This window comes from Amycolatopsis eburnea, from assembly GCF_003937945.1.
Taxonomy (GTDB): domain Bacteria; phylum Actinomycetota; class Actinomycetes; order Mycobacteriales; family Pseudonocardiaceae; genus Amycolatopsis; species Amycolatopsis eburnea.
The window spans coordinates 204,820-228,831 of record NZ_RSEC01000066.1 but is presented as its reverse complement, the minus strand read 5'-3'; the positions used below and the strand labels follow the sequence as shown (position 1 = coordinate 228,831).

Annotated in this window: 22 protein-coding genes; 14 read left to right on the top strand and 8 right to left on the bottom strand. The window is 71.8% G+C overall.

The genetic code is table 11. The features are described from left to right. Positions 1 to 10: 10 nt before the first annotated feature. A complete protein-coding gene (locus tag EIY87_RS47060; RefSeq protein ID WP_125316608.1) occupies positions 11 to 361 on the bottom strand; it encodes a VOC family protein in 351 nt (116 codons plus the stop codon). A gap of 106 nt (positions 362 to 467) precedes the next feature. On the opposite strand from EIY87_RS47060, the gene EIY87_RS47055 reads away from it, so the two are divergent. From EIY87_RS47055 to EIY87_RS47040, 4 genes are all read left to right on the top strand, one after another. Beyond that, a complete protein-coding gene (locus EIY87_RS47055) occupies positions 468 to 1,241 on the top strand; it encodes a helix-turn-helix domain-containing protein (RefSeq protein ID WP_225440450.1) in 774 nt (257 codons plus the stop codon). Between the two features lie 508 nt (positions 1,242 to 1,749). Beyond that, positions 1,750 to 2,184 carry an XRE family transcriptional regulator gene (locus EIY87_RS47050; RefSeq protein WP_125316606.1) on the top strand — a complete coding sequence of 145 codons (435 nt, stop codon included), beginning with the start codon at positions 1,750 to 1,752 and terminating at the stop codon, positions 2,182 to 2,184. Positions 2,185 to 2,203: 19 nt separating this feature from the next. After that, complete coding sequence (locus EIY87_RS47045) at positions 2,204 to 2,794, top strand: hypothetical protein (RefSeq protein WP_125316605.1); 591 nt, start codon at positions 2,204 to 2,206, stop codon at positions 2,792 to 2,794. Between the two features lie 9 nt (positions 2,795 to 2,803). After that, on the top strand, positions 2,804 to 3,874 hold the full coding sequence (locus tag EIY87_RS47040) for a hypothetical protein (protein ID WP_125316604.1): 1,071 nt from the start codon (positions 2,804 to 2,806) through the stop codon (positions 3,872 to 3,874). 234 nt (positions 3,875 to 4,108) lie between these two features. On the opposite strand, the gene EIY87_RS47035 is transcribed toward EIY87_RS47040, so the two are convergent. Together EIY87_RS47035 and EIY87_RS47030 are read right to left on the bottom strand one after the other, a co-directional pair. Next, positions 4,109 to 4,621, bottom strand: a complete 513-nt coding sequence (locus tag EIY87_RS47035) for a 2'-5' RNA ligase family protein (protein ID WP_225440449.1) — start codon at positions 4,619 to 4,621, stop codon at positions 4,109 to 4,111. A gap of 16 nt (positions 4,622 to 4,637) precedes the next feature. Further along, positions 4,638 to 5,057 carry a hypothetical protein gene (locus EIY87_RS47030; protein ID WP_125316603.1) on the bottom strand — a complete coding sequence of 140 codons (420 nt, stop codon included), beginning with the start codon at positions 5,055 to 5,057 and terminating at the stop codon, positions 4,638 to 4,640. A gap of 154 nt (positions 5,058 to 5,211) precedes the next feature. Here EIY87_RS47030 and dinB point away from each other — a divergent pair, with 154 nt between their 5' ends. Then, entirely contained in the window at positions 5,212 to 6,402 is a 1,191-nt protein-coding gene (dinB, locus tag EIY87_RS47025; protein ID WP_125316602.1) for a DNA polymerase IV, read from the top strand. Positions 6,403 to 6,431: 29 nt separating this feature from the next. On the opposite strand, the gene EIY87_RS47020 is transcribed toward dinB, so the two are convergent. Then, a complete protein-coding gene (locus EIY87_RS47020) occupies positions 6,432 to 7,289 on the bottom strand; it encodes a class I SAM-dependent methyltransferase (protein ID WP_125316601.1) in 858 nt (285 codons plus the stop codon). Between the two features lie 218 nt (positions 7,290 to 7,507). Here EIY87_RS47020 and EIY87_RS47015 point away from each other — a divergent pair, with 218 nt between their 5' ends. The 3 genes from EIY87_RS47015 to fdhD all read left to right on the top strand — a co-directional run bounded on the left by EIY87_RS47015 (position 7,508) and on the right by fdhD (position 10,438). Next, positions 7,508 to 7,918 (top strand): histone-like nucleoid-structuring protein Lsr2, encoded by a 411-nt coding sequence (locus tag EIY87_RS47015; protein ID WP_125316600.1) that lies wholly within the window; start codon positions 7,508 to 7,510, stop codon positions 7,916 to 7,918. Positions 7,919 to 8,292: 374 nt separating this feature from the next. Beyond that, on the top strand, positions 8,293 to 9,603 hold the full coding sequence (locus tag EIY87_RS47010) for an OFA family MFS transporter (RefSeq protein WP_125316599.1): 1,311 nt from the start codon (positions 8,293 to 8,295) through the stop codon (positions 9,601 to 9,603). Between the two features lies 1 nt (position 9,604). Continuing rightward, positions 9,605 to 10,438, top strand: coding sequence for a formate dehydrogenase accessory sulfurtransferase FdhD (fdhD, locus tag EIY87_RS47005; RefSeq protein ID WP_191984538.1), 834 nt, complete (start codon positions 9,605 to 9,607; stop codon positions 10,436 to 10,438). Here the strand turns inward: fdhD and EIY87_RS47000 are convergent. Genes EIY87_RS47000 through sucC form a run of 3 tightly spaced genes read right to left on the bottom strand, consistent with a single transcriptional unit; the run spans position 10,426 to position 13,274 of the window. Continuing rightward, positions 10,426 to 11,244 (bottom strand): LysR family transcriptional regulator, encoded by an 819-nt coding sequence (locus tag EIY87_RS47000; protein ID WP_125316597.1) that lies wholly within the window; start codon positions 11,242 to 11,244, stop codon positions 10,426 to 10,428. The two genes, fdhD and EIY87_RS47000, sit on opposite strands and share 13 nt — an antisense overlap. A 1-nt stretch (position 11,245) precedes the next feature. Beyond that, positions 11,246 to 12,127, bottom strand: a complete 882-nt coding sequence (sucD, locus tag EIY87_RS46995; RefSeq protein ID WP_125316596.1) for a succinate--CoA ligase subunit alpha — start codon at positions 12,125 to 12,127, stop codon at positions 11,246 to 11,248. 1 nt (position 12,128) lies between these two features. Continuing rightward, on the bottom strand, positions 12,129 to 13,274 hold the full coding sequence (sucC, locus tag EIY87_RS46990) for an ADP-forming succinate--CoA ligase subunit beta (protein ID WP_125316595.1): 1,146 nt from the start codon (positions 13,272 to 13,274) through the stop codon (positions 12,129 to 12,131). A gap of 268 nt (positions 13,275 to 13,542) precedes the next feature. Here sucC and EIY87_RS46985 point away from each other — a divergent pair, with 268 nt between their 5' ends. From EIY87_RS46985 to EIY87_RS46970, 4 genes are all read left to right on the top strand, one after another. Then, positions 13,543 to 15,279, top strand: a complete 1,737-nt coding sequence (locus tag EIY87_RS46985; protein ID WP_225440448.1) for a thiamine pyrophosphate-binding protein — start codon at positions 13,543 to 13,545, stop codon at positions 15,277 to 15,279. A gap of 14 nt (positions 15,280 to 15,293) precedes the next feature. Beyond that, a complete protein-coding gene (gene frc / locus EIY87_RS46980) occupies positions 15,294 to 16,523 on the top strand; it encodes a formyl-CoA transferase (RefSeq protein ID WP_125316594.1) in 1,230 nt (409 codons plus the stop codon). After that, on the top strand, positions 16,524 to 18,650 hold the full coding sequence (locus EIY87_RS46975; protein ID WP_125316593.1) for an acetate--CoA ligase family protein: 2,127 nt from the start codon (positions 16,524 to 16,526) through the stop codon (positions 18,648 to 18,650). A 102-nt stretch (positions 18,651 to 18,752) separates the two neighbouring features. Further along, positions 18,753 to 20,129, top strand: a complete 1,377-nt coding sequence (locus EIY87_RS46970) for an OFA family MFS transporter (RefSeq protein ID WP_125316592.1) — start codon at positions 18,753 to 18,755, stop codon at positions 20,127 to 20,129. A gap of 31 nt (positions 20,130 to 20,160) precedes the next feature. Here EIY87_RS46970 and EIY87_RS46965 read toward each other — a convergent pair whose 3' ends face one another. After that, entirely contained in the window at positions 20,161 to 20,898 is a 738-nt protein-coding gene (locus EIY87_RS46965) for a GntR family transcriptional regulator (RefSeq protein WP_125316591.1), read from the bottom strand. Positions 20,899 to 21,080: 182 nt separating this feature from the next. On the opposite strand from EIY87_RS46965, the gene EIY87_RS46960 reads away from it, so the two are divergent. Next, positions 21,081 to 22,076, top strand: coding sequence for a 2-dehydropantoate 2-reductase (locus EIY87_RS46960; RefSeq protein ID WP_125316590.1), 996 nt, complete (start codon positions 21,081 to 21,083; stop codon positions 22,074 to 22,076). A gap of 13 nt (positions 22,077 to 22,089) precedes the next feature. After that, entirely contained in the window at positions 22,090 to 24,012 is a 1,923-nt protein-coding gene (locus tag EIY87_RS46955; RefSeq protein ID WP_125316589.1) for a molybdopterin oxidoreductase family protein, read from the top strand.

The window sequence follows — 24,012 nt, the reverse complement described above, 5'->3', positions numbered from 1 at the left end:
GCCTGGCGCGTCAGGCCGGGATCAGGCAGAACAGGTGACCCTCGGGATCGGCGAGCACCACCCATTCGGTGCCGCCGGGCTGGAACTCCGGCCGGGTGGCGCCGAGCCCTTCGAACTCGGCGACGGCGGCTTCGAGGTCGCCGACGGTGAGGTCGAAGTGCGCGTGCTTGGCGGCGTCCGGCCAGCCGGGGCCGCGGTAGCCCTCGACGCGCTGGAAGCCGAGCCCGACCGGCCCGCCGCCGAGCTGGGCGGAGTCGGCGTCCTGGTGCGCCACCTCCCAGCCGAGCGCCTTGGCGTAGAAGGCGGCGAGCGCGGCGGGGTCGGCGCAGTCGAGGACGATCGTGGTGAGTTCTGCGGGCATGGGAACCGCTCCTTTCGTTGTGCGGCAGCCTGCCCGCGGTCGCGGGTGCGGTCTTGAAGATCCTTGCGGCCCGGAATTGTCGTACCCCCGGCGTACCGTCCGGGACGTGCGTGAAGCAGTGGAAGTCGTGGCCCGCCCCGGGTACGCGGTGAGCGTGGTCGAATGCGCCGACGACCACACCGGCTGGTCGCCGGCCGAGGTGTCATCGGCGTACCGGATGGTGCTGGTCCGCCGCGGCCGGTTCCGCCGCCGTGCCCGGGGCGTGGTGGCGGACGCCGACCGGACGGTCGCCTACCTCGCCGCGCCCGGCGACGAGGAGTGCTTCGCGCACCCGGCGGGCGGCGACACCTGCACGGCGGTGAGCTTCGGTGCCGAGCTGTGGTCCCGCCTGACGGCCGACCGCCCGCTGCGGCCGGTGGTGTACGTCGACGGCGCGCTGGAACTGGCCCACCGCCGAGCCGTGGCGTCGGCGGCCGACCCGGACTACGCGCTGGCGGAGGAGCTGCTGGTCCTGGTGAGCCGGGCGCTCACCCGGTCGACGGGCTCGACGCGCGACGATCGCGTGCTGGTCGCCCGAGCAAGGGAAGCGATCGCATCGGACGAACCGGCGGCCGGTGGGCTGTTCCCGCTGGCGGAAGCGCTGGGGGTGTCGCCGTACCGGCTGAGCCGCGCGTTCCCGCGCGAGCTGGGCGTTTCGGTGACGCGCTACCGGAACCGGGTGCGAGTGGGCCGCGCCCTCGAGCGGCTGGAGGCGGGGGAGCGGGAACTGGCGGTGCTGGCGGCGGACCTGGGCTTCGCGGACCAGGCCCACCTGACGCGCACGGTGCGGGAGCACACGGGAACGACACCGGGGGTGATGCGCCGGCTGCTGGCGAAGTAGACGGAAGGGTCGCGCTGCGGCGGTGGCGCGAGGTGCGGGCCGGTCGCGCTGAGTCCCGGCTCGTGGCCGTCGGGCCGGGCGTCCCGGTCAGCTGCCGGCGTGCTCGCGCGGCGAGCCGGCGCGTCCCAGCTCGCGCCGAAGTCCCGCTAGCGGCGTGCTTGCGTGGCGAGTCCGGGGCCTGCCTCATGCCGAAGCGGTTCGTGCGAACCGGCGCTCACCGCCACCAGGCCCGCACACATCGAGCGGGCGGCTCCGGCGTGGCCGAAAACGCGGCCGCGCGGCCGAACCACGGGCTCACAAGGATCGCGCGGCGGGCACGGAGCTAGGCACGTGGCCACCCCCAGCGGCCACGTGAGTCACCCCGTGGCCGCAGCGCCACCCCGGGTTCTGTGTCATGTTTCCGAAACACCGAACGGGAGTATCGTAGTCTTTCCGGGACGGTCTGTGCCAAGTTTTCGGAACAGCTACGCTGGTGGTTGTCACGTTTCATGACTGAGGGTGGTGTGTGGTGGGTGAAGAGCGCAGTTTCGCCGAACGGCTGGCGCACTTGATCGCGACCGTCCACCCGCCGGACCGCAAGCCGTACTCCTACCGGGAGATCGCGACCGGGGTCGCCGACCAGACCGGCGTCTCGATGTCCGCCACACACGTGCAGCAGCTGGCCGTCGGCGCGCGCAAGGACCCCAAGCGCTCACACATCCAGGCGCTGGCGCAGTTCTTCGGCGTGCCCGTCACCTACTTCTTCGACGACGAGGTCGCCGGCCAGGTCGACCAGCAGGTCGAGGACGTCGTGGCGTGGCGCGACACCGAAGCGCGCAACTTGGCGCAGCGGGCGATGCGGCTCTCCCCGCGCGACCGCGAAACCGTGACGGCGCTGCTCGACCAGCTCAGCAGTTACGACGACACCCGCCGCCGAGAAGGCCGGCGGCGGAAGCCCGAGTGAGCCGCGGCGGTCGGTTACGATGACCTCGTCCGTGATCGCGCCCCGGTGCAGCCGGCTGGCGCCCGGTGAGCGGGGAGGACCCATCGACGAGCGTGGCCTGCCGGACCTCCGCGACCGGGCGCGGGCGCGCGTCCGGACGGTGCTCGCCGCCGTCCCGCTGCCGCGGCCGTGGTCGATGAACGCCTGGGTCGATGGCCTCGAAGCCTGGCGGGGGCGCGAGATCGACCTCGTCCCGATCGACTACCGGCCCGGGCAGCCGTCCGGGGCCTGGCAGGCGCGCCCGGACTACGACCTGATCGCCTACACCGAGCACACGTCGGCGCTGCACCAGGACCACATCATCGCCCACGAGCTCGCCCACATGCTGTGCGCGCACACCGGCACCTGCCTGATGGCCGAGTCCGAAGCCGCCGAGCTCGCCCCGGACCTCGCGCCGGCGGCGTTGTCGCACCTGCTCACGCGCGTCACGAGCGGCACCGAGGAGTACGAAGCCGAGCTGATCGCCGTCCTGCTGATGAGCGCGGCGACCAGCGAGCCCCCCGCCGTTCAGCCGGGCGCGTCCGGCCGGGCGGCCGACCAGGCTAGGCGGCTGGCGGCACTCCTGGGATAGTCGCCTCCCGTGATCGACATTCTGTTCCTCGGGGTCGGGGCGTTCGCGCTCGTCGTCGGAATCTGGCGCGCCGTCCGCGCGCGGCGCACCGGCGCGGGCGCGGGACTGGCCGTCTCGCTCATCGCGCTGGGAGCGGCGTTCTGCTTCCTCGCCAACCGCGCGCAGCGGTTCGAGAGCGAGATCTACCCGAGCCTCGGGCGCCTGCTGTCGAACCTGGCGACGATGGTCGCCGCCTACGGCATCGGGCTGACGGTCGCGGAGATCAGCGGCACCCGCGACCGCGGCCGCCGCACCCGGCTGGTCGCGCTCGGCGTCGCGCTGGCGCTGCTGGTCGTCATGTTCTTCAGCACGCCGGACCTGCCCCGCGGGATCGGCCTGTTCGACGAGCTGTACCGCACACACCCGACGCTGGTCGTCTACGTCTTCACCTACACCGTGTACCTGGGACTCGCGGTCATCGACATCGGGATCGTCGCGGCGGTGACGATCCGGGCGAGCGGCGGCGCCCTGCGCGCCGGGCTGGCGTTGCTGCTGCTGGCCTCGGCGTTCGCGATCGCGTACCTCGCGGGGAAGGTCGTCGCGACGATCCACGCGCTGCAGGCCGACCACCCGGCGAAGGCGTTGTGCCGCGGACCGTTCTCGACGCTGCCCTGCGCGCTCGACGTCGGATTCCCGGCGGTTTCGGTGCTGCTGATCGTGCTGGGCCTGACGATCCCGGCGATCCCCGGCCTGGCGGCGGGCCGCCGCGACGCGCGGACATTGCGCCTGCTGCGCCCGCTGCGCGCGCACCTGACGCGCCGCTACCCGGAGATCGTCCGCATCGACCCGGGCGGCCCGTCCCGCCGCGAGCGCCTCCTGACGGCGATGAGCGAAACCAACGACGGCCTGATCCTGGCCGGCGCCACCCCGGACCTCCCGCCCGCCGCGGCGGCCCGCCTGGTCCGCGACCTCCCGGACGAACCCGAGGAAACCCCACCTCCGACCACGGCCGCCGAACCGTTCGCCGCGGATGTGGCCCGGTTGCGTGCGATCGCCCGTGCGTACCGTGAGCTGGAGGGGTCGGCGCCACCCGAACGCTGAGCGGCGGTCGCGCCACGCCAACCGGCGGCTCGGTTTGCGGCGCGCGTGGGGTTGACCCGCCGGTTGCCGGAGGCGGCCTCGTTTCGCGGCGCGCCTGCCGTTCAGCCGCCGAATGCGGAAGGCGGGTTCGGTGCGGGCGGCGGCACCTCGCGTGCTCGCCTGCCGGTCGTCGGGCGGCGCCGGGAGTCCCCGCCGGATGCCGTGGGCAGCCGCCCCGGTGTCGTCGCGGTCCGGTCAGCCGCCGAACGGTGCGGAGAGCCTCGGTTCCCACCCCCGGTCCGTAAGCGCGACCAGCTGCAGCTCCACCGCCCGATCCCGCACCGGAAGCAGCGGCCGCACCTCGGCGGCCACTCGCTCGAGGACCTCCGCCTCACCACCCATCGCCACGGTCACATGCGCCCCCGGCCGGGGCCCGAAGCGGCCGCCGTACGGCTGGACCGACGGCCAGCGGTTGCACACCGCGTCCGTGATCGGCTGGAGCGCGGGCGCCGGGATCGCCGCGAAACCCGGCGCCGTCACGAACTCGGTGAGCGGTACGTCGGTCGGCGCGAACGTCGCCGCCAGCTCGCGGGCCGCGTCGAGGACCTGGCCGGTCAGCTCGGCGTCGGGCAAGAACGGGTAGAGCGCCGTCACGTGGGCGGGGAGGCCGGGACGGACCAGGGCCGGGTCGACGCGGCGGGCCGCGGCCAGGATCGGTTCGGCGGCGGGCAGCAGGATCACCAGTGCGGTGGTTCCGGTTTCGGGCACCTCCGCATCATGGCAGTCACGCCGCGGCGGCCTCCGGGAACCGGCCCGCGCGGGCCAGGGACAGGCTGCGCCGGCACAGCTCGACGAGCTCCGCGTTGGCACGGCTGCGCGGGACGCGTCCGCAGAGCCCGCACCGGATGGTTACCGCGCCGGCCAGTTCGTCCACCGCGACCAGCGCCTGGTGGTCGCAGCGGCGGCACCAGCGGTAGCCGATCGCCGGGTTCGTGTGCACTGGGGACGACACGCACTCGTGCAGCCAGCGGCGGTGCGTGCGGCAGGTGACGCGGTCGGTCGGGTCGAGGCCGCCGTCGTCTTCCACGCGGTCTTCGTGCGCCAGTGTCGAGGCCAGCAGCGGCTGCCGCGCGGCGGCGGGCCGGTCTTCGGGGTTCGGCGCGGCCCACGCGTGGTGGTCGCCGCACCGGCACTTCTCGCTCATGTCGCCCCCAGGGTCGGGTCGTTCGATGGCTCGAGTGTGAGCGCGGCCACGGACGGCGGACAACCGGAAAAGCGCTCAGTGTCGACCGGCGGCACGCCATTCGCGGCGGACGGGTGAGCGGACTTCGGCGCTCGGTTATGCGAACATGTGTTCTATGACCGCTGAGGGGCCCATCCTGCACGCCGACCTCGACTCGTTCTACGCGTCGGTCGAGCAGCGCGACGATCCGGCGTTGAAAGGGCGGCCGGTGATCGTCGGTGGCGGGGTCGTGCTCGCCGCGAGTTACGAGGCCAAGGCCTGCGGCGTGCGCACGGCGATGGGCGGCGCGCAGGCGCGGCGGCTGTGCCCGCAGGCGGTCGTCGTGCCGCCGCGGATGTCGGCCTACCTGGCCGCCAGCCGAGCGGTGTTCGAGGTCTTCCACGACACGACGCCGTGGGTGGAAGGCATCTCGATCGACGAGGCGTTCCTCGACGTCGGGGGATTGGCGAGGATCGGCGGGCGGCCGAGCCACATCGCCGAACGGCTGCGCGCCGCCGTCGCCGAGCGGGCGGGGCTGCCGATCACCGTCGGGGTGGCGCGGACGAAGTTCCTCGCCAAGGTCGCCAGCCGGGTGGCCAAACCGGACGGCCTGCTCGTCGTCCCGCACGACGGCGAGCTGGAGTTCCTGCACCCGCTGCCGGTTTCGGCGCTCTGGGGCGTCGGCAAGGTCACCGCGGAGAAGCTGCACGCGCGCGGGATCCGGACGGTCGGCGAGCTGGCGACGTCCGAGCAGGTGGACCTCGACGGCCTGCTCGGCCGTGGCCCCGGCCGTCACCTCCACGCCCTCGCGCACAACCGCGACCCGCGCCGCGTCGAAGTCGGCGTGCGGCGCCGCTCGATCGGCGCCCAGCGGTCCCTCGGCCGCGGCAGGCGGACCCCGGCCGAACTGGACGTCGTGCTGGTGGCGCTGATCGACCGGATCGCCCGCCGGCTGCGAGCGGCCCACCGCGTCTGCCGGACGGTCACGATCCGCCTGCGCTTCGCCGACTTCGAACGCGCGACCCGCTCGCACACGCTGGCCGACCCGACCGCCGGCACCGGCGTGCTCCTCGCCGCGGCGCGGGAACTGCTCGTCGCCGCGCTCCCGCTGATCGCCGACCGGGGGATCACGCTGCTCGGCGCCGCCTTGTCCAACCTGGCCGACGACGACCCGTTCCAGCTCTCCCTGCCCTTCGAGCGCCGGCGGGCGACCGAGTTGGACAGCGCGCTGGACGCGGTGCGCGACCGGTTCGGGAAGGCGGCGGTCACCCGGGCGGTCCTGCTCGGCCGCCCGGACGACCTCGAAGTGCCGATGCTCCCCGACTGACCCGGAAACTGCTCAACCAAGCAAAAACGTCAGCCGGTGCGGCGGGCGTGGGTCAGCGCGGACAACGCGATGGGCCGCAGCGCGTCGGTGCGCGCCCACAGTTCCGGGGCGACGCTCTGCCGTTGCCCGGCCTGTTCGACGACTTCGAACCCGGCTGCGTCCAGCAGATCAGCGAACGCGGCGGGGGAGAGGACGGTGTGCCACGGCTCACCCCCGTCCGCGGCGACCGGCCCGACCGCTTCGGCGTAACCGTTTCCGGCCGCGTCGCGCAGTTCCGCCGGAAGCAGGTGATCCGCGACGATTTCCGATCCCGGCGCGAAACGGCCGAGATCCGTCAATGCGGCGGCAATCGCCTCGCGCGTCAGGTACATGGTGACGCCGAGCCAGCTCACGAACACGGGGCGAAACGGGTCCAGTCCACTCTGGACGAGCCGTTCCCGGAGCGGATCCGCTTCGAAGTCGGCCGGCACGAAGGTGACCGAAGGCGGTTCGGCGATCCCGGCGGCGGCGAGCAGTTCCCGTTTGACCACCTGGGTCGCCGGGTGGTCGACCTCGAACACCCGGAAACGTCCGGTCGGCGTGCGATACGCGAACGAATCGAGGCCGGCACCCAGAATCACATACTGGTCTATACCGGAATGGAAGAGCCGGTCCTCGGTGAACCGGCTCCGGCACAGCGCTTCGGCCCGAGCGGTCGCGAGCACCGGGTGGGTGCCGTGGAGCTTGTGGTATACCAGGAGATCCGCCGCTTGGTCCCCGAGGAGCGCGGCGGCGAAGGAGTCCGTGAAGATGTGCGGTTCGGCGTCGACGAGCAAATGCGCCGCCCGTGCGGCGGCCGCGGTGAAGGCGGTCCGGCTGGCATTACCGGGAAACTGGGTGTCGGTCACCCCGCCACGGTACCGATTTGATTTCGAGCATATCACAAAATTGATTTTTCGGCAAGGTGCATCCCATTTCGACTCCGTTGCGGTCACCCTGGACCCGGGCGACCCGCTCGCCCGGGCGGCCATTGTGGACGCTTGACGGGTGTCGCGCGTGCCGGACGGGATTCGACAGGTTAGGGTCTGTCCGACCGTGTTCTGGAGAAGATGAGGAACGACGAACCATGGCGCAACGGGTGCAGGTCCAGATGGTGGACGACCTCGACGGGAGCGAGGCTTCGCAGACCGTCCCCTTCAGCCTCGACGGGGTGACCTACGAAATCGACCTGTCGGAGGACAACGCCACGGCGCTGCGGGACGAGCTCGCGCGCTACGTCGGCGCCGCGCGGCGCATCGGCGGCCGCAAGGTCCGCCTCGCGACCGGCCAGTCGCTGTCCGGCTCGGGCAGCTCGGGCACCGACCGCGAGCGCAACCGGCAGATCCGCGAATGGGCACAGGCCAACGGCTACGAGGTCGCCGAGCGCGGCCGCCTCTCCAGCGAGATCATCGCCGGGTTCGAGGCCGACCAGGCCGCGGCGGCCGAGCCGGCTGACGCCAAGCCGGCGCGCAAGCGAGCTCCGCGCAAGAAGTCTTGAGAACGGCGGAACTACCTGACGCGTAGCGGAATCGTCGCGGTGAGTGCTCACCGCCCGGTCCGCTCGCGGGAGTTCCGGCCGGAGCGCCCCGACGGGACGTCGAGTGCGATCAGCGCCCCCGACGTCACTTCGGGGCGCTTTTGTGCGTCCGTAGGTGTTCGTTGCGGACGCCGGACGCGGTTCGACGGGTGTCAAAGCTTGTCGACGGTGCCTTCGATGGCCAGACTGTCAGTGCTCCGCGCGGCCGGTACCGCGTAGGAGCACCGGCCCGGTGGCCGCCTCCTCCCTCGATGGCCACCGGGCCGCCTTCTTGCCTGGAACCGCTGACTACCGCATACTGCATACAATCTGCAGTCTGCGAGGAGGTGGTCGCCATGGCCGAGATCCGCGAGCTCCGGGACGTCTACGGCCGGCGGTACCGCGTCGGGGAATCGGATCGGGAACTGCTCGGCAGGCCGCGGACGTGGATCACCTGGCTGGCCGCCGCGGCCATGCTCGCCGCCGGCGTGCAGCAGTACGGCTTCGGCGCGATCGTCCCGGCGCTGAGCCGGGTGCACGGCTGGACCTTCGGCGGGATCGCGCTCGCGTTCGCGGTGTGGGCGATCTGCCAGGCCGGGGTGGCGTTCCCGGCGGCGTGGCTGCGCGACCGCGGGGTGCTGCCCGCGCCGGCCGCGATGGCCGCCGGGGCGGTCCTGTGCGCTGCCGGGCTCGTCACGCTCGGCCACGCGAGCAGCCTGGTCACCGTGTTCCTCGGGTACTCCGTGCTCGGGGGACTCGGTACGGGCCTGGTGTACGCGACGTGCGTCGGCGCGGTCCTCGCGTGGTTCCCGGAGCGCACCGGGCCGCGCGCGGGCATCGTGAGCGGTGCTTTCGCCTTCGGCAGCGTTCCTTTCGTCGTCCTCGCCGCCGCACTGCCCACGGCGAGAGCGGTGCTCTTGGATGTGACTGCCGCTCTCGTGCTCGTCGTGATCGCCGGCTGTGGCGCGGTATTGCGCTACCCGCCGCGCCACTGGTGGCCCGCGACGCCGGAGCCGCGCGCGTGGGCGCTGGACCGGGCGCACAACCGGCGGCCCGCCGTCCGGCACTACCGGCCGGCGGAACTCCTCCGCTGCGCGACGACGCGCGCGCTCTACCTCGTGGTCGTGCTCGCCGCCGCCGTGCTGCTGTTCGACCTGGCCTATCTGGCGACGTTCGTCGCCGAGCGCGGTGGAGCCGGGCTCGCGGCGGCCGCGGTGGCGGTGCTCGCCGCGGCGACCGGCGGCGGCCGCGTCCTCATCGGACGGCTGGCCGACCGGCTCGGCCGCCACCGGATCCTGCGCTTCGCGCTCCTCGCGGGCGGGCTCGCGCAGTTCGTCCTCTTCTCCTCCGGCGAGCACCGGCACGCGGCCGGCCTGATCCTGGGCGCCGCGCTGGCCGGGCTCGGCAACGGATGCTGCTACACCCTGCTGGTCGGTCTGGTGCGCGAGTACTTCGGCGAGGAGTCGGTCGCGCAGAACTTCGGGATCCTCTACAGCGCCAAGGCGGCCGGCGCGGTCGTCGGGATCGGCCTGGCCGCGCTCGTCGTGGCGTCCCACGGGTTCGCCGGCGCCTTCGCCGTGGCCGGCGTCCTCAGCCTGGCGGCCGGGGTGCTGTCCGGGCGGCTGACCCAGCCGGGCCGCCCCGAGTCGCTGCTGCCGGCGGCCTGACGTGGGCCGGATGACCAGCCGGCGCCGCGTGTTGCGCGTCCGGGACGGGGTGCACACCACGCGGCCGGACACGCTCACCGTCGAGGAACCCCTCGAGATCCGGGTCGGCGGGCAGGCGCTGTCGGTCACGATGCGGACGCCGGGCGACGACTTCGACCTCGCGGCGGGCTTCCTGGTCGGCGAAGGTGTGGTCCGCGCGCCCGCCGACATCCGGGCGATCCGCTACTGCGCCGGCGCGACGGCCGACGGCGGCAACACCTACAACGTCCTCGACGTCGTGCTGGCCGACGGTGTAGCCCCACCGGACGCGTCGGTGGCGCGGAACTTCTACACGACGTCGTCGTGCGGATTGTGCGGGAAGGCGAGCCTGGACGCGGTCCGCACGACGGTGACGTGGCCCGTTGCCGCGGACCCGTTCGCGACGGATCCGGCGGCGCTGGCCGGCCTGCCGGACGAACTCCGTGCGGCGCAACGGGTTTTCGACCGGACGGGCGGGCTCCACGCGGCGGGCTTGTTCGACGCCGACGGCAAGCTGCTGTGCCTGCGCGAGGACGTCGGCCGGCACAACGCGGTGGACAAGGTCGTCGGCTGGGCCACGCGCGCCGGGAACCTGCCGCTGGCGGGCACGGCGCTGATGGTGAGCGGGCGGGCGTCGTTCGAGCTGGTGCAGAAGGCGGTGCTGGCCGGGATCCCGTTGCTGGCCGCGGTTTCGGCGCCGTCGTCGCTGGCGGTGGACCTGGCCGCGGAGCTGGGGCTGACGCTGGTGGGGTTCCTGCGCGGGACGTCGATGAACGTCTACACGCGACCGGACCGCCTCGGCCTTCAGCCGAGCTGACCGAGCACCACCTCGACGGCGGCCCCGGCCGGGCTCCGGTGCACGGCGGCGAGCTGCCAGGCCGGCGGCCGGTCGAACCGCCGCACGGTCAGCTCGGGAAACCGCGCGGCCACGGAGCCGGGCAGCACACACGCGGCGAGCCCGGCCCGCACGATCCCCGCCGCGGCGGCGAGATCGTCGACTTCCAGCGTGACCCGGCGGCCGGGGAAGGCCCGGTCGACGGCCGCGCGGATCGCCCAGCCGGGCGGGAAGTCGACGAGGGCCAGGTCCGCGAGGTCCGGGGGAGCGGACCGCGACCCGCCGGGCGCGGTGGCGAGCACAAGGTCTTCGGCGGCGAGCGGGGTGGTGACCAGGCCGGGGCGGGCATGCTCCGCGGGAGCCGCCGTCAGCACCACGTCCACTGTGGACTCCGCCACCGCGCACCCCGCCTCCCCGGCGGCCAACCCGTGGATCTCCACCGCCAGGCCCGGGTGCGCGTCGCGCAGCTTCACCAGCACCCGGTGCAGGTCCGCCAACAGTCCCGGGCAGACCCCCACCCGCACGCACCCACCCACCGGTGAGACCACCGCGCGTGCTCGCTCCGCCGCCTGCAGGGCCGCCCGCGCGGCGGGCACGAAGGCCTCGCCCGCGGGCGTCAGCACGACGCGGTGGGTGGTGCGGTGGAACAGCGGTGTCCCCAGGTCGCGCTCCAATGCCCGGACCACTGTGGACACCGTCGACTGGACCGTCCGCAGCCGCTGGGCCGCCGCCGTGAAGCCGCCTTCCTCGGCGACGGCCACCACCACCGCCAGCTGACGGAGCTCCATGTCAGCCGAGCACCTCGCGGACCAGCGCCGCGGTCTCGCTCGGTGTCCGGCCCACGCGGATGCCGGCCGCCTCCAGCGCCGCCTTCTTCGCGGCCGCCGTGCCCGACGAGCCGGAGACGATCGCGCCCGCGTGGCCCATCGTCTTGCCCTCCGGGGCGGTGAAGCCGGCGACGTAGCCGACGACCGGTTTGGACACGTTGGCCCGTACGAACTCCGCGGCCCGCTCCTCCGCGTCGCCGCCGATTTCGCCGATCAGGACGATCACGTCGGTCTCCGGGTCCTTTTCGAACGCTTCGACGGCGTCGATGTGCGTCGTCCCGATGATCGGGTCGCCGCCGATGCCGACGCACGTCGAGAACCCGACGTCCCGCAGCTCGTGCATGAGCTGGTAGGTCAGCGTGCCGGACTTCGACACCAGGCCGAGCCGGCCCGGCCCGGTGATGTCCGCCGGGATGATGCCCGCGTTCGACCGGCCGGGGGAGATGATGCCGGGGCAGTTCGGGCCGATGATCCGCGTCCGCCCGCCGGCGGCGACGGCGTGGGCCCACAGCCGCGCGGAATCGCGCACCGGGACGCCTTCGGTGATCACCACCGCGAGCCCGATCCCGGCGTCCACCGCCTCGATCACCGCGTCCGCGACGAACGGCGGCGGCACGAACAGCACGCAGACGTCGGCGCCCGCCGAAGTCATCGACTCCGCGACGCTGCCGAACACCGGCAGTTCCCGGCCGGCGAGCTCCACCGTCTGCCCGGCCTTGCGCGGGTTGACCCCGCCGACGACGTTCGTCCCGGCGGCCAGCATCCGCCGGGTGTGCTTGGCGCCTTCGGAGCCGGTCATGCCGGAGACGACGATCCGGCTGGTCTCGTCCAGGAAGATGGCCACGTCAGACCTCCGCGATCGCGAGCTTCGCCGCCTCGCGGGCGGCGTCGTCCATGGTGGCCACCACGGTGACCAGGGGGTGGGCGGCTTCGGCGAGGATCCGCCTGCCTTCGGTGACGTTGTTCCCGTCGAGCCGCACGACCAGCGGCTTGGCCGCCCGCGAGCCCAGCACCTCCAGTGAGCGCACGATCCCGGTCGCGACGGCGTCGCACGCGGTGATGCCGCCGAAGACGTTGACGAACACGCTGCGCACCCGCGGGTCGCCGAGGATCACCGTCAGCCCGTTCACCATCACCTCGGCCGACGCGCCGCCGCCGATGTCGAGGAAGTTCGCCGGGCCGCGCGCGCCCGCCTCGGCCGCGGCCGCCGCCACGACGTCCAAAGTGGACATCACGAGGCCGGCGCCGTTGCCGATCACGCCGATGTCGCCGTCCAGCCTGACGTAGTTGAGGCCCTTCGCGTGCGCCTCCCGTTCGAGCGGGTCGCCGCCGTCGGCGTCGTCGAACGCGGCGGACCGCCGGAAGGCCGCGTTGTCGTCCAGGGTGATCTTCCCGTCCAGTGCGACGATGCCGGCCGACGTGCTCGCCAGGGGGTTGACCTCGACGAGCGTGCAGTCCTCGGCGACGAACACCGCCCACAGCTTCTCGACGACCCCGGCCACCTCCGCCCGGACGTCGGCCGGGAACGCCGCCGCCACCTCGGCCGCGTCGACGCCGGTCAGCGGGTCGACCGGGACGCGCCGCAGCGCCGCCGGGTCGGTGGCCGCCACTTCTTCGATCTCCATCCCGCCGTGCACCGAGGCCATGGCCAGGAACGTGCGCCCGGCGCGGTCGAGCAGGAAGGAGACGTAGTACTCCTCGGCGATTTCGCTCGCTTCGGTCACCAGGACGCGGTGGACGGTGTGGCCCTTGATGTCCATCCCGAGGATGTCGTCGGCGGCCTGCTCGGCGTCGTCGGCTGTATGCACAACGCGGACACCGCCCGCCTTGCCGCGGCCGCCGGTCTTCACCTGCGCCTTGACCACCACGGGGCCGCCGAGGGCCGCGGCCGCGGCGCGGGCTTCCGCCGGGTCTGCGGCGACGCGGCCGCGGGGGACCGGTACGCCGTGCTTCTCGAAGAGGTCACGGGCTTCGTGTTCGAACAAGTCCATGCGGGGGCGTCCTTTCCGTGACGGGGCAGGGCAAGGGCGTGAAGTGGTGGTCCGCGGGGGCCGGCTCGAGGCCCGGGAAAAACCCTGCGGATAGCCCTGGACACAGGCTGCTTGAGGAGTGACTATATGCCTACCCCATACGGTATGCAATCTACAGTCTGCCGCGAAGAGGCCGCTGACCTCGGAGGACGCCGGCAGCGGCACGAGCGGACCCGGAAACGGACCGCCGGACAAGAGAGATCCGGCGGCGGACCAGAGGAGTTGAGCGATGGCGCTGACCACGACCGGCACGACCGCGGGGGAGAGTGCCCGTGCGACGAACGGCGCCGAGCCCGCGCCGGCCGAAATCTCCGGCGGGCACCTGGTGGCGAAGGCCTTGAAGGCCGAAGGGGTCGACACGATCTTCACCCTGTGCGGCGGCCACATCATCGACATCTACGACGGCTGCGTCGACGAAGGCATCGAGGTCATCGACGTACGGCACGAGCAGGTCGCGGCGCACGCGGCGGACGGCTACGCGCGGATCACCGGCAAGCCCGGCTGCGCGGTGGTGACCGCCGGGCCGGGCACCACCGACGCCGTCACCGGGGTCGCGAACGCGCTGCGCGCGGAAAGCCCGATGCTGCTCATCGGCGGCCAGGGCGCGCTGACCCAGCACAAGATGGGGTCCCTGCAGGACCTCCCGCACGTGGACATGATGGCGCCGATCACGAAGTTCGCCGCGACAGTGCCGCACACCGCCCGCGTCGCGGACCTCGTGAGCATGGCCTTCCGCGAGGCCTACGCGGGCGCGCCGGGGCCGTCGTTCCTGGAGATCCCGCGCGACGTCCTCGACGCCCGGGTGCCGCTCGGCCAGGCGCGCATCCCCGAAGCGGGCCGCTACCGCGCGTCGACGAAGAACGCGGGGGACCCGGCCGACGTCGAGAAGCTCGCGGACCTCTTGGTGCACGCCAAGAAGCCGGCGATCCTGCTGGGCAGCCAGGTCTGGACCACGCGCGCGACCGAGCCCGCCGTCGACCTCGTGCGCACGCTGAACATCCCGGCGTACATGAACGGCGCCGGCCGCGGCACGCTGCCCCCGGGCGATCCGCACCACTTCCAGCTCTCCCGCCGGTACGCCTTCGACAACGCCGACGTCATCGTCATCGTCGGCACCCCGTTCGACTTCCGGATGGGCTACGGCAAGCGGCTGTCGAAGGACGCCACCGTCGTCCAGATCGACCTCGACTACCGCACGGTCGGCAAGAACCGGGACGTCGACCTCGGCATCGTCGGCGACGCCGGCCAGGTCCTCGCCGCCGTCGCCGAGGCCGCGTCCGGCCGCGCCGACAACGGCGCCGTCGGCCGCAAGTCCTGGCTCGAGGAACTCCAGGCGGTGGAGGAAAAGGCGAAGCAGAAGCGGCTGCCGCTGCAGCACTCCGACGCGAGCCCGATCCACCCGTACCGGCTGGTCCACGAGATCAACGAGTTCCTCACCGAGGACTCGATCTACATCGGCGACGGCGGCGACATCGTCACCTTCTCCGGCCAGGTCGTCCAGCCGAAGTCGCCCGGCCACTGGATGGACCCCGGTCCACTCGGGACACTCGGCGTCGGCATCCCGTTCGTCATGGCGGCCAAGCACGCGCGCCCCGACAAGGAGGTCGTCGCGCTCTTCGGCGACGGCGCCTTCAGCCTCACCGGCTGGGACTTCGAAACGCTCGTGCGGTTCAACCTGCCGTTCGTCGGGATCGTCGGCAACAACTCGTCGATGAACCAGATCCGCTACGGCCAGGCCGCGAAGTACGGCCTGCCGCGCGAGCGCGTCGGCAACACCCTCGGCGACGTCCGCTACGACGAGTTCGCGCGCATGCTCGGCGGCCACGGCGAAGAAGTCCGCGACCCGGCCGACATCGGGCCGGCGCTGCTGCGGGCGCGGGAGTCCGGCAAGCCGTCGCTGATCAACGTCTGGGTCGATCCCGACGTGTACGCCCCCGGAACCATGAACCAGACCATGTACAAGTGAGCGGAGGCCAAGGCATGGGTAAGGCACTGGAGGGCGTGCGCGTCCTCGACATGACGCACGTGCAGTCCGGTCCGTCGTCGACGCAGCTGCTGGCCTGGCTCGGCGCGGACGTGATCAAGCTGGAAACCCCCGGCCGCGGCGACATCACCCGCGGGCAGCTGCGCGACCTGCCCGGGGTGGACAGCCTCTACTTCACGATGCTGAACGCCAACAAGCGCAGCATCACGCTCAACATGAAGAGCGAAGAAGGCAAGGAGATCTTCGAGAAGCTGGTGTCCGGAGTGGACGTCCTGGTCGAGAACTTCGGCCCCGGCGTCGTCGACCGGTTCGGCTACCCGTGGGAGAAGCTGGCCTCGCTCAACCCGCGGCTGGTCTACGCCTCCATCAAGGGGTTCGGTCCCGGCCGCTACGCCGACTTCAAGGCCTACGAGGTGGTCGCGCAGGCCATGGGCGGCGCGATGAGCACCACCGGCTTCGAAGACGGGCCGCCGACCGCGACCGGCGCGCAGATCGGTGACTCCGGCACCGGCATCCACCTGGTGGCCGCCATCCTCGCCGCGCTGTACCAGCGGACCTCCACCGGCCGCGGCCAGCGCGTCCAGGTCGCCATGCAGGACGCCGTGCTCAACCTGTGCCGGGTCAAGCTGCGGGACCAGCAGCGGCTCACCCACGGCCCGCTCGGGGAGTACCCGAACGAGCACTTCGGCGACGAGGTCCCGCGGTCGGGCAACGCGTCCGGTGGCGGGCAGCCCGGCTGGGCGGTGAAGTGCGCGCCGGGCGGGCCGAACGACTACATCTACGTGATCGTCCAGCCGCCCGGCTGGGCCCCGCTGGCCCGGCTGATCGGCAAGGGGGAGCTGGCCGACGACCCGGCGTGGGCCACGCCCGAGGTCCGCCTGTCCAAACTGGACAAGATGTTCGCCCTCGTCGAGGAGTGGACCGAGAAGCACACCAAGTGGGAAGTGATGGAACAGCTCAACGCCCACAACATCCCGTGCGGGCCGATCCTGTCCACCAAGGAGCTGATCGAGGACGAGACGCTGGCCGAGCTCGGCTCGGTCGTCGAGGTGCCGCACCCGGAACGCGGCGCGTTCAAGACGGTCGGCTGCCCGCTCAAGCTGTCCGACTCGCCGGTCGAGATCGAACGCTCGCCCCTGCTCGGCGAGCACAACGACGAAGTGCTCGCCGAACTCGGCTACGGCGAGGCGGACCTCGAGAAGTTCCGCGCCGCGGGGGTGATCTGAGTGGCGGATCGCGCGGCGGTCGAAAAGATCCTCGACCAGGTGGCGGCCGAAGGGCGGTCCTCGCTGACCGCGCCCGAGGGGCGTGCGGTGTGCGAGGCATACGGTATCCCGACCCCCGCCGAGCGGCTGGCGACCTCGGCCGGGGACGCCGTGGCCCACGCCGAGGTCATCGGGCTGCCGGTGGTGCTCAAGATCGTCTCCCCGGACATCCTGCACAAGACCGAAGCCGGCGGCGTGCTCGTCGGCCTTCAGGACGCCGAAGCCGTGAAGGCGGGTTACGAAAAGATCGTCGAGAACGCGAAGGCGTACGACGCCGACGCGCGGATCCTCGGCGTCCAGGTCCAGCAGATGCTCACCGAGGGACAGGAGGTGATCATCGGCTCGGTCACCGACCCGACCTTCGGGAAGGTGGTCGCGTTCGGCCTCGGCGGCGTGCTCGTGGAGGTGCTCAAGGACGTCACCTTCCGGCTCGCGCCGACGACCGCCGAGGAAGCGCTGTCGATGGTCGACGGTATCCAAGCGGCCGAAATCCTCCGCGGCGTGCGTGGTTCGGATCCTGTCGACCGCGACGCGCTCGCCGCGGTGATCACCGCACTCGGCGAGCTGGTCACCGACTTCCCGCAGCTGTCCGAGGTGGACCTCAACCCGGTGCTCGCCACCGCGCGCGGCGCGACCGCGGTCGACGTCCGCGTCCTGGTCGACCCGGACGCGGCGAAGGAGCCGCGGCGGTTCACCCAGGAGGAGATCCTCGCGTCGATGAACCGGATCATGAAGCCGGCCTCGATCGCGGTGATCGGCGCGTCGGCCGAAGCCGGGAAGATCGGCAACTCGGTGATGAAGAACCTGGTCAACGGCGGCTACGCGGGCGAGATCCACCCGATCAACCCCAAGGCCGCCGAGATCCTCGACCGCAAGGCCTACCCGAGCATCGCCGACGTACCCGGCGACGTCGACGTCGCGGTCTTCGCCATCCCGGCGAAGTTCGTCCCCGCGGCGCTGGAGGAAGCCGGGAAGAAGGGTGTGGCCGGGGCGATCCTCATCCCGTCCGGTTTCGGCGAAACCGGCAACATCGAGCTGCAGGACCAGGTCGTCGCGATCGCGCGCCGGCACGGCGTGCGCGTCCTCGGCCCCAACATCTACGGCTACTACTACACGCCGGAGAACCTGTCGGCGACGTTCTGCACGCCGTACGACGTCAAGGGCGGCGTGGCCTTGTCGTCACAGAGCGGCGGGATCGGGATGGCGATCCTCGGGTTCAGCCGCTCGGCGAAGATGGGCGTCTCCTCGATCGTCGGCGTGGGCAACAAGGCCGACATCGACGAGGACGACCTGCTCACGTTCTTCGAGCACGACGAGAACACCGAGCTCATCGCCATGCACCTGGAGGACCTGAAGGACGGGCGCGCGTTCGCGGAGACGGCGAAGCGCGTCTCACAGCGCAAGCCGGTCGTGGTCCTGAAGGCCGGCCGGACGTCGCAGGGCGCGAAGGCGGCCAGTTCGCACACCGGCGCGCTGGCCGGGAACGACAAGGTCTACGACGACATCCTGCGCCAGAGCGGCGTGGTGCGGGCACCCGGGCTCAACGACATGCTCGAGTACGCCCGCGGCATCCCGCTGCTGCCCGCGCCGAAGGGCGAGAACGTCGTCATCATCACCGGCGCCGGCGGCTCGGGCGTGCTGCTGTCGGACGCCTGCGTCGACAACGGACTGCGGCTGATGGAGATCCCGCCGGACCTCGACACCGCGTTCCGCGAGTTCATCCCGCCGTTCGGCGCGGCGGGCAACCCGGTGGACATCACCGGCGGCGAACCGCCCTCGACCTACCGCAACACGATCGCGCTCGGCCTCGAGGACGACCGCATCCACGCGCTGATCCTCGGCTACTGGCACACCATCGTCACCCCGCCGATGGTGTTCGCGGAACTCGTCTCCGAAGTCGTCGGCGAATACCGCGCGAAGGGGATCCACAAGCCCGTCGTCGCTTCGCTTTCCGGCGACGTCGAAGTGGAGGAGGCGAGCGCCTACCTCTACGACCACGGGGTCGTCGCCTACCCGTACACGACCGAAAAGCCGGTCGCGGTGCTCGGGGCGAAGTACCGCTGGGCGCGGGCCGCCGGCCTGCTTTGAGCGTCCTCCACAGGGGCTGGCCCATCCACACGGAAAGGACGAAGATCCACCGCACGACGGCAGCAGAGGGACACGAGTCAACGGTGACGGAAGAGAACTCTTATGACCGCAGCCACGTACCAGGAGATAGTTGACGAGAACGGAAGAGTCTACCGAGTAGGGGAGTCCCCGCAGGACATCATGGGGCGCTCGCGCAGCTGGATGGTCTGGCTGCCCTGGATCGCCATGATGGCGGTCAGCGTGTTCGAGTACGGCTGGGGCGCCGTCGAAGGCACGCTGGAGGAGAAATACGGCTGGACGCTGTCGGACGCGTTCTGGCTGGCGAGCGTCTGGGCGGTGTTCCAGGCCGGCGTCGCGTTCCCGGCGGGCCGGCTCCGGGAGAAGAACGTCGTCTCGGCGAAGACGGCGATGCTGCTCGGCGCGCTGTTCAGCGGCATCGGCTACTTCACGATCGCGCACAGCGGAAACCTGACGCTGGCGTTCATCGGGTACTCGGTCCTCGGCGGCACCGGCGCCGGGCTCGTGTACGCGACCTGCATCAACATGGTCGGCAAGTGGTACCCGGAGAAGCGCGGAGCCCGCACCGGGTTCGTGAACGGCGGGTTCGCCTACGGCTCGGTGCCGTTCATCTACCTGTTCAGCGCGTTCCTCGGGCACGAGAACGTCACCGGGGTGCTCGACGGCATCGGCCTGTACATGCTGCTCGTCGTCGGGGTGTGCGGATTCCTGTTCAAGGACCCGCCGAAGAGCTGGTGGCCGAAGGAGATCGACCCGCTGACCTGGGCCAAGGGCAAGGCCGGGGTGAGGACCCTCGCGAAGAACCCGCCGGCGGTCCGGCAGTACACGCCGATGGAGGCGATCCGGACCGGCATGCTCCCGCTGATGTGGGTGTGCCTGGTGATCATCGGCGGGGTGTCGCTGTTCGGCATCAACTTCCAGGTGCCGTTCGCCAAGGAGAGCCACTTCGGCGCGTTCGTCGCGGCTTCCTCGGCCGGCGTGCTGGCCATCGTCAACGGCACCGGCCGCGCGGTCGTCGGCTGGGCGTCGGACAAGATCGGCAGGCGGCAGACGCTCACGCTGGTGCTGGTGATCGCGGCCGGCGCGCAGTTCGGCGTGCTGTACGCCGGGAACACGCACAACCTGGTGCTGTTCATGGTGTTCGCGTTCCTGACCGGGTTCGGCGGCGGGGCGTTCTACCCGTTGTTCGCCGCGCTGGTGCCGGACTACTTCGGCGAGAACAACAACGCGTCGAACTACGGCCTGGTCTACAGCGCCAAGCTGGTCGGCGGCGTCGGCGGTGGCGGGCTCGCCGCGGGCGTCATCAGCGCGTGGGGCTACACCGGCGCGTACGTCCTCGCCGGGTGCATCGCGCTCCTGTCCGCGGTGCTGACGCTGTTCCTGCGCCAGCCGGGCCGGCCACGCCACCAGCTCGCCGAAACCGAGCTGGTGGCGCGGCCGTCAGCCGCCGCCGGCGGCTGAGCACCCGGTGCGCTCCCCGGTCCCGCGGCAATCAGGACCGGGGAGCGTCCGGGCGTTCGTGGTAGGCCTGGCGGGTCCGTTCGGTGTGCTTGGCCATGATCTGCTCCGCGGCTTCGGTGTCGCCGTCGGAGATGGCGTGGATCAGCTCGTCGTGCTCGCTCCACGCGTCCCGCCCGCGGGGCCGGGCGATCGGCGTGTAGTACCAGCGGACCCGGCGGTCGACCAGGCCGATCAGCTCCGCCAGCACGGCGTTCCCCGACAGTTCGGTGATGAACGCGTGGAGGGCGGCGTTGGCCGCGACCAGGCCTTCGGTGTCCTCGGCGTGCAACGCCTGGACGCCGACCTGCTGCAGGTCCCACAGCCGCCGGACGTCCTGCGGGGTGGCGTTGGCGGCGGCGAGCTTCGCGGAGTGCGTCTCCAGCACGCTGCGGACGCTCAGCAGCTGGTCGGCTTCTTCGTCGGTCGGCAGGTGCACGAACGCGCCCTGCGCGGGGCGGAGGTCGACCCAGCCTTCGCTCTGCAGCCGCTGCAGGGCTTCCCGCACCGGCTGCCGGCTCACGCCGAGGTACTCCGCCAGGTCGGCTTCGACCAGGTGCTGCCCGGGTTCGAGCGTGCGGTTGATGATCAGCTCGGCGAGGGCTTCGTAGACGACCTGCCGCAGCGGCGCCGGGCGTTCGACGCGCTTGGCCGGGGTCGAGCCGAGCGAGCCCTTGGCCGTGCGGCGGCCGGACGGGCCGCGGTCGTGGAGCGGGGAAGCGGGCTGGCTCACGGGACACCTCGGAGGGGAGAGGAACGCGATGATCTGAAGTCAGGATACAGGTTTTGGTATGCAAAATCCCAGAATCTCACCCGGTCGGGATTTTGGCTGCGAAAGACAATCGGCCCTGGTCTGCGTAACGGATCCAGGATACTGTATGCAATCACGTGGTCGACCGAAGTGGGAGGCACATCATGAAGGTGGCTGTTCTCGGGGCCGGGGCGATCGGCGCCTACGTCGGGGCCGCGCTGCACCGCGGCGGGACCGAGGTGCACCTGATCGCCCGGCGGGCCCACCTCGAGGCGATGCGCGAGCACGGCGTCCGCGTGCTCAGCCCGCGCGGTGACTTCACCGCGCATCCCCACGTCACGGACGACCCGGCCGAAGTCGGCCCGGTCGACTTCGTCTTCCTCGGTCTCAAGGCCAACTCCTACGCCTCGTGCGGGCCCTTGCTCGCGCCGCTGCTCGGCCCGGAGACCGCGATCGTGGCCGCGCAGAACGGCATCCCGTGGTGGTACTTCCACGGCCTCGACGGCCATCCACTGGAAGGGCGGCGGGTCGAGACGGTCGACCCCGGCGGCTCGGTGACCGCGGTGCTGGAGCTGCGCCGCGCGATCGGCTGCGTCGTCTACTGCTCGACGGTCATCGAGGAGCCGGGCGTGATCCGGCACCTGGAAGGCACCCGGTTCTCCCTCGGCGAGCCGGACGGCGAGATCTCCGCGCGCTGCAAGGTGCTCAGCGCGGCGATGATCGCCGGCGGGCTCAAGGCGCCGGTCGAGCCCCGCCTGCGCGACGACATCTGGATCAAGCTGATGGGCAACGTCGCGTTCAACCCGCTGTCCGCCCTGACCCGGGCGACCATGGCGCAGATCTGCGAGCACGACGACACGCGCGCGCTCGTCGCCACGATGATGACCGAGACCCTCGCCATCGCCCGCGCGGCGGGCAGCGACCCGAAGGTTTCGGTCGAGAAGCGCATCGACGGCGCCTGGCGCGTCGGCCACCACAAGACGTCGATGCTGCAGGACCTCGAAGCCGGCAAGCCGCTGGAGACCGACGCGATCATCGGCGCGGTCGTCGAGCTGGCGGCGCTGACCGGCGTGCCCGCGCCGGCGCTGCGCCACGTCCACGCCGCCATCGGCCTGCTCGGCCACACCAGCACGACGCCCGTCCCCGTCGGGTCGCACTGAACCGGAGGTGCCCGTGAAGCGCAATAAGACCGAGCCGTACGTCCGGCTCACCCAGCCACTCGTGCATGACTCCGGCGTGCTGCGGCCGGCGACCTGGGAGGAGGCCCTCGACCGGGCCGCCGCCGGGATCCGCCGGACCCTCGAGACCAAGGGGCCCGAAGGCTTCGGGATGTTCTCGTGCGCCCGCGCGACCAACGAGATGAACTTCGTCGCGCAGAAGTTCACCCGCGCGGTGATCGGCACGAACAACGTCGACTCGTGCAACCGCACCTGCCACGCGCCGAGCGTCGCCGGGCTGGCGCGGGTGTTCGGCAGCGGCGGCGGGACGTCGTCGTACCAGGAGATCGAGGACGCCGACGTCATCGTGATCTGGGGCGGCAACCCGCGCGAGGCGCACCCGATCTTCTTCCAGCACGTACTCAAGGCCGTCCACAAGGGAGCGAAGCTCTTCGTCGTCGACCCGCGCCGGACGAGCACCGCGAGCTGGGCGCACCGGCAGCTGCAGCTCGAAGTCGGCACCGACATCCCGCTGGCCCATGCGATCGCGCGGGAGATCATCCACTCCGGACTCGCGAACACGGCGTTCATCGAGCGGGCCACCGAGGGGTTCGCCGAGTTCGCCGCGTCGGTCGAGCCGTGGACCCTGGAGGTCGCGGAGAAGACGACCGGTGTGCCGGCCGAGCTGATCCGCGAACTCGCCCACGCCTACGCCCGCGCCGACCGCGGCCAGCTGTCGTGGACGCTCGGGATCACCGAGCACCACAACGGCACCGACAACGTCCTGGCGCTGATCAACCTGTCCCTGCTGGCCGGGCAGGTCGGCCGCTACGGCGCCGGGCTGAACCCGCTGCGCGGGCAGAACAACGTCCAGGGCGGCGGCGACATGGGCGCCATCCCCGACCGGATGCCCGGCTTCCAGGACATCCTCGACGCGGACGTCCGCGCGAAGTTCGACGCGGCCTGGGGCTCGGCGATCCCGCCGCACAAGGGCCTCAACCTCACGCAGATGCTCGACGCGATGGAACGCGGCGACCTGACCTGCGTGTACATCATCGGCGAGAACCCGGTCCAGTCCGAAGCGGACTGCGAGCACACGATCAAGCGCTTGTCGAATGTGGACCACCTCGTGGTGCAGGACATCTTCCTCACCAAGACCGCGCAGCTGGCCGACGTCGTGCTGCCGGCGTCGGCGGCCTGGTGCGAGAGCGACGGCACGTTCACCAATTCCGAACGGCGGGTCCAGCGCGTCCGCAAGGCCCTCGAACCGCCGGAGGGCGCGCGCGACGACATCGAGCTGCTGTCGGAGCTGGCTCGCCGGCTCGGCCACGACTGGCACTACACCGGCGGTGAAGAGGTCTGGGACGAGCTGCGCTCGCTCTCGCCGATGCACGCCGGGATGTCCTACGCGCGGCTGGAAGAACTCGGCGGGATCCAGTGGCCGTGCTACTCCGAAGACACCCTGGAGCCGACGTTCCTGCACGGGCGGCTGTGGGCCGACGACCCGGCCGAGCGCGGCCGCCCGGCGCCGTTCACGGTGATCGAGCACAGCCCACCGGTCGACCTCCTCACCGAGGAGTTCCCCATCCGGCTCACCACCGGCAGGCGGCTGGACTCCTACAACACCGGCGTCCAGTCGGGCGGGTTCCCGTCCCCGCTGCGGCAGGGCGAGACCCTGGACCTGTGCCCGGAGGACGCCCGCGCGCTCGGCGTCACCCCGGACGAGCTGGTCCGCATCACCTCGCGGCGGGGCGAAATCGTCGCACCGGTCCGGCTCGACAAGGGCCTGAAGCCCGGGCTGGCCTTCATGACCTTCCACTTCCCGGACGAGATCGACGTCAACGTCATCACCATCGAGGCGACCTGCCCGATCGCCGGGACCGCGGAGTACAAGGCCGCGGCGATCCGCGTCGAGAAGCTCTCGGAAGCGGGAGTCTGA

Bases quoted from the DNA above. Each gene is read 5' to 3' on its own strand.
- EIY87_RS47060 (WP_125316608.1), bottom strand. From the start codon at position 361: ATGCCCGCAGAACTCACCACGATCGTCCTCGACTGCGCCGACCCCGCC.
- EIY87_RS47045 (WP_125316605.1), top strand. From the start codon at position 2,204: ATGACCTCGTCCGTGATCGCGCCCCGGTGCAGCCGGCTGGCGCCCGGT.
- EIY87_RS47030 (WP_125316603.1), bottom strand. From the start codon at position 5,057: ATGAGCGAGAAGTGCCGGTGCGGCGACCACCACGCGTGGGCCGCGCCG.
- dinB (WP_125316602.1), top strand. From the start codon at position 5,212: ATGACCGCTGAGGGGCCCATCCTGCACGCCGACCTCGACTCGTTCTAC.
- EIY87_RS47015 (WP_125316600.1), top strand. From the start codon at position 7,508: ATGGCGCAACGGGTGCAGGTCCAGATGGTGGACGACCTCGACGGGAGC.
- EIY87_RS47010 (WP_125316599.1), top strand. From the start codon at position 8,293: ATGGCCGAGATCCGCGAGCTCCGGGACGTCTACGGCCGGCGGTACCGC.
- EIY87_RS47000 (WP_125316597.1), bottom strand. From the start codon at position 11,244: ATGGAGCTCCGTCAGCTGGCGGTGGTGGTGGCCGTCGCCGAGGAAGGC.
- sucC (WP_125316595.1), bottom strand. From the start codon at position 13,274: ATGGACTTGTTCGAACACGAAGCCCGTGACCTCTTCGAGAAGCACGGC.
- EIY87_RS46985 (WP_225440448.1), top strand. From the start codon at position 13,543: ATGGCGCTGACCACGACCGGCACGACCGCGGGGGAGAGTGCCCGTGCG.
- frc (WP_125316594.1), top strand. From the start codon at position 15,294: ATGGGTAAGGCACTGGAGGGCGTGCGCGTCCTCGACATGACGCACGTG.
- EIY87_RS46970 (WP_125316592.1), top strand. From the start codon at position 18,753: ATGACCGCAGCCACGTACCAGGAGATAGTTGACGAGAACGGAAGAGTC.
- EIY87_RS46960 (WP_125316590.1), top strand. From the start codon at position 21,081: ATGAAGGTGGCTGTTCTCGGGGCCGGGGCGATCGGCGCCTACGTCGGG.